Here is a 12,409-nt window from a genome sequence, read left to right as displayed (position 1 = left end):
TGAGAGGGATATCATGTCACTGCAAATTGAGAAAACTAAGCCTGCGGTTAGCCATAGCGATTTTGCATCGCTGCTGAGCAAAGAATTTAAACCCAAATCCGAGCAGGCAAAGTCGGCCGTAGAGAGCGCGGTAAAAACGCTGGCCGAACAGGCGCTTTCCAGCTCGGTTACTATGGCAGACGATGCCTATAAAAACATTGCGGCGATTATTGCCGAGATAGACAGTAAGCTCTCCGTACAGATTAACCTGATCTTACATCACCCTCAGTTTCAGGCTCTGGAGAGCGCCTGGCGCGGGTTGCATTACCTGGTTCATAACACCGAAACCGATGAGAAACTGAAGCTACGCTTTATGGATATCTCAAAGGATGAACTACGGCGCAATATGCGGCGCTACAAGGGTATTGCCTGGGATCAAAGCCCGCTCTTCAAGCAAATTTATGAGGAAGAATATGGTCAGCTGGGCGGCGAACCTTATGGCTGTCTGGTTGCCGATTACTATTTTGACCATACTGCGCCGGATGTTGACCTGCTGGCTTCCATTGGTAAAGTGGCCGCCTCTGCCCACGTGCCGTTTATTACCGGCGCGGCGCCGTCCGTGCTGCAGATGGATTCCTGGCAGGAACTGGCAAACCCGCGCGATCTGACCAAAATCTTTACGCAGAATCTGGAATATGCCGCCTGGAATTCGCTGCGCCAGTCGGAAGATTCACGCTACATCGGCCTGGCGATGCCGCGATTCCTGTCGCGTCTGCCTTATGGTATTCGCACTAATCCCGTTGATGATTTCAATTTTGAAGAAACCACCGATGGCGCGGACCACAGCAAATACGCCTGGTCAAACGCGGCCTATGCGATGGCCGTTAATATTAATCGCTCATTCAAGCATTACGGCTGGTGTACGCTGATCCGTGGTGTGGAAAGCGGTGGCGTAGTCGAAGGATTGCCGTGCCATACTTTCCCGACGGATGATGGCGGCATCGATATGAAATGCCCAACGGAAATTGCTATTTCCGACCGCCGCGAAGCGGAGCTGGCAAAAAACGGTTTTATCCCGTTAATCCACCGTAAAAATACGGATTATGCCGCTTTTATCGGCGCACAGTCGCTGCAAAAGCCTGCGGAATATTACGATGCCGACGCTACCGCTAACGCCAATCTTTCTGCGCGTCTGCCCTATATGTTTGCCTGCTCGCGTTTCGCTCATTATCTCAAGTGTATTGTCCGCGACAAAATCGGCACCTTTAAAGAGCGTGACGAAATGCAAAAGTGGCTAAATAACTGGATCATGAACTATGTCGATGGCGATCCGGCAAACTCTACGTTTGAAACCAAGGCTCGTCGTCCGCTGGCTGCGGCAGAAGTGATAGTGGAAGACGTTGAAGGCAACCCCGGCTATTACCAGGCAAAATTTTTCCTGCGTCCGCATTTCCAGCTGGAGGGCCTGACCGTTTCACTGCGGATGGTGGCAAAACTGCCTTCGCTAAAAGGCGCAGCCTGAATAACGTATTAACAAGAGAGTGGTACCCAGGAAGTAGTGTTATCGGCAGCGGATAAAACAGGTAACTCTTTTTTGTTACCGCTGTCGTTAACTGCGCGTGTTGCATGGTAATGCAACAATTCTATCAGTGCTGAATAAGGGAAATATCATGGCACAAGATATGTTTATTAAGATTGACGGCATCGAAGGTGAATCACTGGATGCTGCACATACCAACGAAATAGAGGTGCTGGACTGGCATTGGGATGTGGCTCAGCATTCTAATATGCACGCGGGTTCAGGCGGCGGGTCGGGCAAAGCGACGGTCGATGATTTTTGCTTTACGCATTATACCGACAAAGCAAGTCCAAACCTGTTGAGCTATTGCCTGACGGGTAAGCACATTAAAAAGATTGTCTTTGTTATACGTAAAGCGGGAGGCGATCCGCTTGAATATCTGACGATTACTTTTACCGATACGATTATTACTCGCGTAGATATGTGTGGAAGTTCTGAAGATGAAAGCCGTCCTCGCGAGCAGATTAAATTCTCCTTCACTAAGGTCACTCAGGATTATGTCATGCAAAATTCTGAAGGTACGAAGTCTGGCGTAATCTCTGCAAGCTATGACGTCAAGGCTAACCAGAGTAGCTGACTGGCCTTTAAATAAAAGCTTGCCCTGTAGAGGGCAAGCTTTTACCGGCGTGTTGGTAGCATAGTTATTATTAATATGGACGTGTGCTGGTTCTGCTATCCGAGGTAAAAATATGCAGAAATTAAAACAAAAAAACAGCTACGCAAGCGGAATTATTATTATCGTTATTTTATTATTAGCGGGCTGCCGCTCCCCTTTTTCTACCAGCAAGCCGCCAGAGTTTCAGGTGCGCCTTGTCGCAGCAGATAATATTAATCCCAATGAAAAGGGAAAGCCCGCACCGCTTGCTGTTTCTCTCTATGAGCTTAAGTCGGCAGATAATTTTGTAAACAGCGACTTTTTTACTATCAGCGATGGCAGCAGCCAGACGTTAAAGGCGGAAGCCAGAAAGGTTTATGAAGGCATATTACAACCTGGTGAAAACAGAATAATCAGCCTGTCACCAGCCAGCGAAACCGTCGCGCTGGGTATTGTCGCCGCCTATCGCGAAATCGACCGGGCTGGCTGGAGCGACATATGGGAAATGTACAAAAAACATAAGAAGCAATCCTGGTGGAGAAAAGTTATCCCTGGTCAATCAGTTGCATTGACGGTGCATTTTGACGAATTAGCCATCTCAACGGATAAAATGGACTAGCCAATGAGAACAAATAAAGTGATTTGGAGCGAAGGACTCTTCCTGCGCCCGCAATTATTCCAGCAGCAGGAACGCTATTTTGAATATTATGCTCACAAGCGAGCGGCAACGATTACGCCTTTCTTCTGGGGATTCGCCCACTATGAAATCGATCGCGAGGCGCTTTCCTACGGCAAGCTGGTTTTACGCACCGGGCGCGGCGTTCTGCCGGACGGCACGCCTTTTGATATTCCTGGCCATGCCGAACTGCCCGAGCCGCTGACGATTGCCGCAGAACACCTGGGGAAAACTATCTGGCTGGCGGTTCCGCTACGGCTGGATAACAGCGATGAGACTATCTTCGACCTTAGCGAACGCGGCTCGCTGGCGCGGTTTGCGGCTTTTGAAACGGAGCTAAGCGACACCAACGCTATCCGTCAGGGGCCAAAGCCCGTGCAGCTGGCACGGCTGCGGCTAAATCTGGTGTCTGAAAGCGAAATGACGGAGTCCTGGATTGGTCTGCCGCTGGCAAAGGTCAGGGCCATCCAGCCGGACGGCAGCGTATTGCTGCATACAGAGGATTATATTCCGCCCGTGACCAGCTACGCCGCTAATACGCTGCTGGTCGAGTGGCTCACTCATCTGAATGGCCTGGTGAAAATGCGGGCCGAAATGCTGGCGGCGCGTTTATCCAACAGCGACGGCAAAGCGAGCGCCAGCGCAGAGGTCGTGGACTATCTGCTATTGCAGATCTTCAACAAATACGAGCCGATCCTGGATCATCTGCGCCATATTCCTGAGCTGCCGCCAATTATGCTTTACCAGGAGCTGGCTAAGTTCTCGGGCGAGCTGTCGACCTTTATCCGTACCAAAACCCGTCGGCCAGTCGCTGCGCCGGGATACGATCACGCCAGGCTTTATCACTCAATTCGTCCTCTGGTGGAAGAGCTTCACTATCTGCTGAACCAAATTCTTATTCGTGCAGGTCAGCTGATAGACCTTCATCCGAAAGGCAACGGCGTCTGGACCGCCGCCATGCTGCCGGGAGAGCTTCGCGATTTCTCCAACCTGGTGCTGGCTGTTCATGCCCAGCTACCGATGGATGTCCTGCAACAGCAGTTTTCGGCACAGGCCAAAATTAGCGCGCCGCAGCAGCTGCACGAGCTGGTTCGTTCGCATTTGCCTGGCCTGGTATTGCAGGGACTGCCCGTGCCACCTCGGCAGATCCCTTACAGCTCCGGTTATGTCTATTTCGATCTGCTAAAAAGCGGCCCTTTCTGGGAGAAAATTGCCGCCACCGGCGCGCTGGCCTTACACGTTGCGGGCGACTTCCCTGATTTGAAAATGGAGCTTTGGGGAGTCAGAAGCTGATGAGCGAGGAAAACCTGGCACGGGCACAGGCTATGCCCGACCCGGCGGAAAAAGAGGAGCTGACGCCCCAGGCTCTGGGTAAATTTCTGCTTGATGAGGGGGCAGAGGCTGACAGCGTCCAGGCCGGTCCGGACGAATTTATCCTTATCGATCATTACCAGAAAAATGAGAGCACGCTGAAAAGCGAAGGTGTGCAGCAGCGCGTGCGTAAGGTGAAAATGGCGGACAATCCGCTGCTGGAGGCGGCGCAGCCGCTGTTACGCGCGTTGAGCGATATGCCAGAATCCGTCTCCGCGCCTGAACATGTCGAACTTCTTAAACGCAGCCTGAAAAATGAGATCAATCTGTTCAGCGTAGTTTGCGATGAAGTAAACATATCCTGGAAAAAAATGGCGATCGTACGCTATTGCATTTGTACGGCGCTGGATGAGGCAGCGCACACGACGCCGTGGGGCCTGCAAACAGGATGGTCGCAAAGCAATATTCTCAACCACTTTGAGGGCGACAACGACGGGGGGAATAAGTTTTTCCTGCTGGTCGGCCGCCTGTCGATGAATCCCCACGAGTATGTGGATGTGCTGGAAGTCTTGCTGCGCATCCTTGGGCTGGGCTTTGAAGGGCGCTACAGCATCCTTGAAGACGGCGACCGCCAGCTCACTAAAATTCGTCAGCGCCTGCTGACGCTTATTCAGAGTACGCGCGACTCTATGCCAACGGCGCTCTCGCCTCATGGTCTGGTAACGCGCGGCAAGAAAAAGCGAGAGCGGCTAATCCTGCCGGTACGCATCACCTTTTTGCTGGCGCTGCTGCTGGTCGGGATGACCTACATCTGGTGCAAATACTGGCTGTCCACGCAGCAGCTCAATCTGCAGCAGCGAATTTACGCCATGCAGCACCTTACGATTAATAAGCCGGTTATCGCCGCACGCTTAAGGCTGGCCATCCTGCTGAAAGAGGAGATAAAAAAGCGCCTGGTCAGCGTGGATGAAACGCAGACCCAGAGCAAGGTGGTCTTTCGCGGCGATTCCGTTTTCTTATCCGGATCGGACAAGGTCATTCCGGAAATGGAGCCGATTATCAGGCGTGTAGCGAAAGAGGTGCACCGCGTAAAAGGTCAGGTGCTTATTGTTGGCCATACCGACTCCACACCGGTCAGGTCAAAAACTTTCCCCAATAACCAGGTGTTATCAGAAAAACGCGCCGCTGAGGTGGCTCACTATTTTACCGAAGCCGGCCTTACGCCTGGTAAAATCCAGATTCAGGGAGCCGGAGACAGCCAGCCAGTAGGCAGTAATAACGATAAACAAGGGCGTGCGCAAAATCGGCGTGTGGAATTTTTTGTGACTTATTGATGGGTAAAACATGGTTAATCTGAACAGGATGTTCTCGCGTCGCTCCATGAAGATTTTAATGGTCATCGTGTTGTTTGCGCTGATCGTTGCGGCAATCTGGTTTCTTGGACCTTTACTGGGATTTGGCGAAACGCGGCCGCTGGAAGGCATGGAAGCCCGCATTATTTTTATCTGCCTGGCCTTGCTCTGTCTGACCGGGCTGTGGTTCAACGTACCGATTTTTGTCCTGATGGCAGCAACCGCCTGCGTCGTTGTCTGGGTCATCGGCCCTTATATTCTTATTGGTAATGGCTACCCGCTGGGAAATATCACGAACCGGCTGACCCTTATCGGCATTATTTTGTTTTTTACGCTGCTCTACGGTATCTGGAAGCTTCTGCTGGCGTTAAAAAATAATCCCAGGCTGCTCGACACCCTGTTCGGCAGTAAAGAAGCTAAACCCGATGATGACGCTTCAGAAGTCAACGCGACCATCCGCGACGCCGCGGCTTATATCAGAAAGATTCGTAAAAACGCTTCTTTTATCCGGCGCTTTTTTTTGCCGGGGAAACCAGACGGTGAACTTCCCTGGTATCTGGTTATCGGTACGGCAGGCGCAGGAAAAACCACCGCCATCCTGTCTTCGGGACAATATTTTCCGCTGCCGGAACAGCTAAACCGCGTCTGCAAAGAAAGTACGCCAACCCGCAACTGTGAGTGCTGGTTTGCTAACGAAGCGCTGTTTATCGATACCGCAGGAAAGTATGTTGAGCAGGCGCACAGCCACCTGCCGGAATGGAACGGCATCTTAAAAGCGATAGGTAAATACCGGGCTATCCAGCCGATAAATGGCGCTATCGTCACCTTAAGTATGACGGACATTATGGGCCGCGGAAAAACGGAGCTTTACGATCTGTCCGCTAAAATCCGCGCCCGGCTTGATGACATACGCAAAATGTTAGGCGTGCGCTTTCCGGTTTATGTACTGATCACCCGGCTGGACCAGCTGTCGGGGTTTGCCGAATATTTCAGAAGCCTGACGGAGCAGGAGCGGGAACAGCTCTGGGGGGTAACCTTCCCCTATGGTGAAGAGATAAAAACAGCGCATGGCGATCTTCACGAACGTGTCGAAACAGAGCTTTTGCTGCTGGAAAAACGACTGGAAAGATACATGACCGTGCGCCAGCAGGAGGAGTATGACAATGCGGACAGGAAACGGATGTACGCCCTGCCGCAGGATTTCAGGATGCTGTTGGAAGGCGTTACAGAGGTGATGAAAAACACCTTCCTGGCTTCTCGCTATGACGAAAATCAGGGCTACACCTCGTTGCGCGGCATCTATTTTGTCAGCAGCCATCAGCCTGAAGAGGTGGTGATGGTCAATAACAGCACGCTCGTACAGAAATGGCGTAATTTTATCGGCAACCACCATCCGGCCGCACAGGCCTGTCCCGCTACCTTACAGCAGCAGGATAATGCGCTGGTAACGGATGTTTCATGGGGGAGGCAATATTTTCTCAAGCAGCTGTTTTCAGAAATTATCCTGAAGGATGTCGATCTGGTTCGTCATAACCTGCGGGTGGAATCAAAATACCGGTTCCAGAACTTCTTTGGGCACGCTCTTTGTATTGGCATCAGTGTACTGTTATTAAAGGGATTTTATCAAAGTTACCACAATAACGGCGACTATCTGCACGCGGTAGAAACCAGGCTTCTCACGCTGGAAGGCGAAGTCAAAACCTATCAAAAGAACGCCAACCCCAACCGGCTGCCTCTGTTGCTCAATATGGCGCAGTATCTGCCGGAATTTCGCGGCCTGGACGTGCTTCATCCCGAACTTGCTTTCCGCTATGGACTGTATACGGGAAAAGAGCTGGCCAGAAATGCCGACGGTCTATATCACTATTTCCTGCGGCGGATCCTGTTTCCGCTGATTGAAAGCCAGGCGCTGACGACGTTACGCAACGCGGTTTACGGACGCGACAATAGCGATATTTATAACAGTCTTAAAATCTATCTGATGCTTTCCGGCCAGGGGAAACTGAATCAGCAATATCTGACTGGCGAAATTGCCAAATCCTGGGATAGCGCCGGCAAACTCCAGCCCTACGAAGAAAGAAGCCTGTTTATCGCCCATCTGAATACGCTGTTCGGCCTGGCGGACTGGCGCCAGTATGGCCAGCCGCTCGATAAGGAACTGGTCGAGGAGGCGCGTTATCTTCTGGGCCGTAAACAGATTGGTAGCCGTCTGTACGAACGCGTGATGAGCCAGCTACAAACGGAGGCCCCGGAAAACCTTACGTTGGGCAAGATGACCGACGAGGAAGCGGGGCAAATCTTTACCGTTATCGATCCGGAGCTGGCGGAAAAAGGCATTTCCGGCCTCTTCACTTATGAAGGGTATCATCAGGTTTTTAAAAAAAAGTTGGGTGAAATGGTCAGGGCGCTCCAGGCGGAAGATCGCTGGATAATGGGCGATCCGCAGCCGTTAAAGACGATCGGGATCGATCGTGAAGCCGGGTTTGTCGATCCCGTTCGTGACGCGCTGATGAAGCTTTATTTAAAAGACTATACCCGGCGCTGGCAGGCGTTTTTGCAAAATATCCGGCTGAAAACCGAAGGCCTGGATCATAACAACGTGGGGCTCTCTTTTGACATCTATATGATGCGCACGCTGGTGTCTGTTAATTCACCTCTGATCAATCTCGCCAGAAGAGCGGTAAGAGAAACGACGTTAGCGGAAGATCGCCCTGAAGGCCTGCTCAAAGGGCAAGGTCTTAGCGGAACTGGTCTGGCAAACAGCCAGCTGCTGGACGCAGCATCAAAACTCAACCTGGCGCTGGCGGCGCACGAAAAAAGATCCTGCGGCAGGGGGTGGATAACTATTTCCTGCCGCTGCGGGAATTTGTCGGCGGCGGCGAAATGGGAACGGGAGCGGCCACCGGCACCAAACTGCATCAGGTGATGGGCGTATTAAACGATCAGTATACGCTGCTGGTGATTTCCGACAGCGCCATAAAAAACGGCAATCAGCCTGCCGTCTCGGATGCCGGCCAGCGACTGAGTGCGGAATCCGCCGTCTGGCCCGATCCGTTTAAATATATTATTGCCCCGCTGCTGAACGGCGCGTACCGGCGCGTTAATCATCAGGTTGTTTACAGCAGCAACAAGACGATTGCAGCAGGATTAGGTGAGATATGCCGCAATACCTTACAGGGACGTTATCCCTTTGCGGATAATAGCGAAGAAGTCAGCATGCGGGATTTTGAGCGCTTCTTTGCTACTGGCGGCCTGGCGGATAATTACTTTAAAAAGAATCTGGCCGACAAAGTAGATACGTCGACCAGTCCCTGGCGTTACCGTGGCGACATTGATACGCAGGATTCGGAAGCGCTGGATGTTTTTGAACGTGCCGAAGCGATCCGTGCGGCTTTTTTCCAGAACAACGGCACGCAGCTGGGGATAAATTTTTCCGTTGCCATTCCTTATATGGATCCGGCTATCACCCAGCTCAATCTGAACTTTGACGGCAGCAGCATGACCTATACCCACGGCCCGGTAACGCCCAGATTATTCCACTGGCCGGGAAACCGCGCCGAATCCGTTGTCAATATGAGTACCAAACCGCGCGCTATTGCCCAACCTAATGGGATGACGCTAACCGGGCCCTGGTCACTAATGAGATGGCTGGACACGGTAGAAGATATTGCTACCTCGGACACCGGCCAGCCGATACTGATTTTTCACCTGGACAAGCGAAATATTAAAATAGAGGTATCAGGCTTAACGTCGGGCGAGGAGCTGATCGTCGATCTATTAAAAAACTTTCATTGTCCCGGTGCATTTTAACAGCTCGTTTTTCAGGGAAGAGATATGGCTATAAAAATTGTTGCGCTGGAAGAAAGGTCTTATTTCTTACCCGGCCGGGCAGAACGTAAAAAAACGGCCGTGCGGTTAAAAGAAGAAGTGATTGCACGGATAGGCGTCACTTTACCCGGAGAGGATATTCCTGCGGATTATCCCTGGTGTTTCGTACTGCCAGCCGCTAACCGGAAAGATTATCTGCTTGGCGCATTGAACGCCTGTGAAAAGCAGGAGGAAAGCTGCCAGGTTTTTGCTTTTTATGCACAGGTCAACCAACAGTGGCTTAGTAAAAACCTGCGGTCTGATTTTCATCTGGCTTTCTGGCTGGCCCGTATAACCCTCGCTTTACAAAATAAAAGCGGCGTTATCCACGCGGAAATGACGCTGAGAAAGTGGCTCAATGCCTTGCAGTGTTCTTATGCACCGATAAAAAAATTCTTGCTGAACGACCGCTATAAATTTGCCAATAACACAGATCTGCTGCTTTCTGGTCTGTGTAGGTATGATGAAAAGTTAACTGAAAAAGAAGGGGTTAGCGTAATGCCATGGCAAGGATGGCCTGACTGTATTCAGGCAGATAAACAAGCCTGGCTCTGGCGGCAGAGCCGTTATGGAAAGATTATTGATTCGCAAAAGTTTCTACTGTGAGCGAGAAAGCGATTTTTCCCTCGTCATAAAATAAACCAAGGATCGGGTATTTCTATGTCAAGAACCATTACTCTAATCAGCCCCGCCATGCCTCAGCTGCTGGGTGAGGCGGCGTTATTGTTAACAAAGCTCGAAGGTGAGGAATCTTTTTCTACCCTCTATACCTACACGCTGACCGTTAAGACGCCTGCCAACGATCTCATCCCGTGGCAGACCGCCTCAAATGTCGATATTAAGGCACTGATCGGAAAAGAGATGACGGTTGCCATTGAGCTGGACGGCAATGGTCTGGATGAATTAATCGGTACTGGCGGCGGCACGCGAGAAATTTCTGGTCTGGTGCAGCGAGCGCGATTTTTAGGCCAGGACGCCAACCAGGCCATCTTTGAAATTATTATCAGGCCGTGGCTTTACCTGGCTGAACTCACTTCCGACTTTAAAATTTTCCAGCAGAAAACGGTAGTCGAGATTATTGACGAAGTGCTGGCCGATTATAATTTCCCGCTCGAAAAGCGCTTAACCGCAATCTACCCTTCGCTGGATTTTCAGGTGCAGTATGGCGAAACGGATTTCAATTTTATTGAGCGCCTGATGGAAGAGTGGGGGATCTACTGGTTTTTTGAACACCAGGATCAAAAGCACAAGCTGGTATTAGTGGATCACGTTGGCGCGCACAAACGCTTTTCCAGCGAGGCTTATCACGTTATCCACTATATGCCGAGTGAACCCAAGGCCGATCGGGAATATATCAGCAGCTTTGAGCACCAGGAAACGATCGCTTCCGGCAGATGGTATACAAACGATTATGACTTTACCAAATCGCGCGCGGATATCTCGGCCGCCGACAGCAAGCCTCGCCATACCAGCTTTAACGATATGGAGCTTTATCACTGGCCGGGAGACTACGACCAGCCGGGAACGGGGGAGCAGCTGGCGAAGATCCGCATTGAAGAGCGGGGCGCGCTGGGCTCTCGCGCGGCAGGCTCGGGTGAGTTAAGAGGCATCGTCTGCGGAACCAATTTTAAGTTGCAGGGCTGCCCGCTGGACAAGGCCAACCGCGAATATATGGTGTTAACCAGCGAGTTAATCATTACAGAGGTCAGCCAGGTTACGGGGCTGGGCGAGTTTAACTACAAATGCAACTTTGTGGTGCAGCCCACCACCAAAATCTATCGCCATCCTCAGCTGGCGCAACGTCCAAAAACCTGCGGCCCGCAAACCGCTGTCGTGGTGGGGCCGCCCGGCGAAGATATCTGGACTGACACCTATGGCCGCATCAAAGTCCGCTTTCTGTGGGATCGTTATGGTAAAAATCGCGAAACGGATTCCTGCTGGATACGCGTTAATCAGGCCTGGGCCGGCAATAATTTTGGCGCCATTTATATTCCCCGCGTTGGACATGAAGTGATCGTCGATTTTATTAACGGCGATCCGGATCGTCCGATGGTGCTGGGTAACCTTTATAACAATGTAACGATGCCGCCCTGGGATCTTCCCGCAAACGCTACGCAAAGCGGGCTGGTGAGCCGAACGGTGGGCGGGGGCCGCACCAACTTTAACGGTATCCAGTTTGAGGATAAACCGGGGCGGGAACAGTACTGGGAACAGGCCGAGCGGGATATGTCGCGGCTGACCAAGCGCAATGAGTCGCAAACGATAGGGGTCAACTCCGACATTTTAGTCGGGGCCGATCGTTCCGTTAGCGTAGTGGGCGTCAATACGCGAACCGTAGGCGGCTTGCAGGCCGTGACCATCGGCGGGGCCAGTACGCTGGCCATCGGGGGAGCCTATACCATCAACGTTGCCGGGCTACAGGCTGACAATGTCGGTGGCGCAAAAGGGATTAACGTCGGCGGTGCCTTTATGAACAACGTCGGCGGTTATTACTCTCTGGCCGTTGGCGGTTATTATTCTCTGGCCGTGGGCGGTGCGGCTGCAATGGCAGCTGGCGGTGCTTTTATGATTTCAGCTGGCGGTGAACTTTGCATTTGTGCCGGTAAGATCAAGCTGGTGGCTAACCACATTGTGCTTCAGGGCGGTCAGGTTGATTTGAACCCTGGTGACAGCTGCTGCTGCAGTTGCGGCGGTGGCGGCGGTGGCGGCGGTGGCGGCGGTGCAGTTTGCGGCGTACCCAGCCTGAAACCTTTCTGCTTTATTGGCGTGATCCTGCCGTTGCCGCCTCTCCCGACGGTAACGAAAACGGTCACCATCACCATTACGCCAACAATTACCGTTACGCCAACAATTACCGTTACGCCAACCATAACAAACATGCCAACGGCTACGCCCACCACCACCACCACCTGGTTATTAAGGCACCTTGTGCTGAGCAATGACGAAGATGACGTTATTCCTGACAACCCATCCGCAGAGGATGAAAAAGGCGATCCGCAGAGTTAACGGGATGAATGTTTTAATAAACTGATTTTAAAGGACTTTTAAAG

Annotated in this window: 9 protein-coding genes; all 9 read left to right on the top strand. The window is 51.8% G+C overall.

Annotated elements, in window-relative coordinates; translation table 11 throughout:
* Nucleotides 1-13 precede the first annotated feature (13 nt).
* Nucleotides 14-1,501 (top strand): type VI secretion system contractile sheath large subunit, encoded by a 1,488-nt coding sequence (gene tssC / locus ACMGGR_RS20445; RefSeq protein ID WP_414147737.1) that lies wholly within the window; start codon nt 14-16, stop codon nt 1,499-1,501.
* Between the two features lie 148 nt (nt 1,502-1,649).
* Entirely contained in the window at nt 1,650-2,135 is a 486-nt protein-coding gene (locus tag ACMGGR_RS20440; RefSeq protein WP_246760177.1) for an Hcp family type VI secretion system effector, read from the top strand.
* Between the two features lie 112 nt (nt 2,136-2,247).
* Nucleotides 2,248-2,772: a type VI secretion system lipoprotein TssJ gene (gene tssJ / locus ACMGGR_RS20435; RefSeq protein WP_246760176.1), complete on the top strand. Its 525-nt coding sequence runs from the start codon at nt 2,248-2,250 to the stop codon at nt 2,770-2,772.
* 3 nt (nt 2,773-2,775) lie between these two features.
* A complete protein-coding gene (gene tssK / locus ACMGGR_RS20430) occupies nt 2,776-4,122 on the top strand; it encodes a type VI secretion system baseplate subunit TssK (protein ID WP_246760175.1) in 1,347 nt (448 codons plus the stop codon).
* Nucleotides 4,122-5,474 carry a type VI secretion system protein TssL, long form gene (gene tssL, locus ACMGGR_RS20425; RefSeq protein WP_414147736.1) on the top strand — a complete coding sequence of 451 codons (1,353 nt, stop codon included), beginning with the start codon at nt 4,122-4,124 and terminating at the stop codon, nt 5,472-5,474. The genes tssK and tssL overlap by 1 nt, the downstream gene beginning before the upstream one ends.
* A gap of 10 nt (nt 5,475-5,484) precedes the next feature.
* Entirely contained in the window at nt 5,485-8,418 is a 2,934-nt protein-coding gene (gene tssM, locus ACMGGR_RS20420) for a type VI secretion system membrane subunit TssM (protein WP_414147735.1), read from the top strand.
* Entirely contained in the window at nt 8,328-9,302 is a 975-nt protein-coding gene (locus tag ACMGGR_RS20415) for a type VI secretion IcmF C-terminal domain-containing protein (RefSeq protein WP_414147734.1), read from the top strand. The genes tssM and ACMGGR_RS20415 overlap by 91 nt, the downstream gene beginning before the upstream one ends.
* 24 nt (nt 9,303-9,326) lie before the next feature.
* Nucleotides 9,327-9,965 carry a hypothetical protein gene (locus ACMGGR_RS20410; RefSeq protein WP_414147733.1) on the top strand — a complete coding sequence of 213 codons (639 nt, stop codon included), beginning with the start codon at nt 9,327-9,329 and terminating at the stop codon, nt 9,963-9,965.
* Between the two features lie 87 nt (nt 9,966-10,052).
* Nucleotides 10,053-12,365 carry a type VI secretion system Vgr family protein gene (locus ACMGGR_RS20405; RefSeq protein WP_414149005.1) on the top strand — a complete coding sequence of 771 codons (2,313 nt, stop codon included), beginning with the start codon at nt 10,053-10,055 and terminating at the stop codon, nt 12,363-12,365.
* Nucleotides 12,366-12,409: the final 44 nt, after the last annotated feature.

Origin of the sequence: Erwinia sp. BNK-24-b (assembly GCF_047456155.1) — a bacterium.
Classification (GTDB): domain Bacteria; phylum Pseudomonadota; class Gammaproteobacteria; order Enterobacterales; family Enterobacteriaceae; genus Erwinia; species Erwinia phyllosphaerae.
Note: the sequence above shows the minus strand (reverse complement) of the source record. Positions and strands in the feature narration are given on the sequence as shown.

Coding starts and splice junctions, on each gene's coding strand:
- tssC (WP_414147737.1), top strand. CDS start 14: ATGTCACTGCAAATTGAGAAAACTAAGCCTGCGGTTAGCCATAGCGAT.
- ACMGGR_RS20440 (WP_246760177.1), top strand. CDS start 1,650: ATGGCACAAGATATGTTTATTAAGATTGACGGCATCGAAGGTGAATCA.
- tssJ (WP_246760176.1), top strand. CDS start 2,248: ATGCAGAAATTAAAACAAAAAAACAGCTACGCAAGCGGAATTATTATT.
- tssK (WP_246760175.1), top strand. CDS start 2,776: ATGAGAACAAATAAAGTGATTTGGAGCGAAGGACTCTTCCTGCGCCCG.
- tssL (WP_414147736.1), top strand. CDS start 4,122: ATGAGCGAGGAAAACCTGGCACGGGCACAGGCTATGCCCGACCCGGCG.
- tssM (WP_414147735.1), top strand. CDS start 5,485: ATGGTTAATCTGAACAGGATGTTCTCGCGTCGCTCCATGAAGATTTTA.
- ACMGGR_RS20410 (WP_414147733.1), top strand. CDS start 9,327: ATGGCTATAAAAATTGTTGCGCTGGAAGAAAGGTCTTATTTCTTACCC.
- ACMGGR_RS20405 (WP_414149005.1), top strand. CDS start 10,053: ATGCCTCAGCTGCTGGGTGAGGCGGCGTTATTGTTAACAAAGCTCGAA.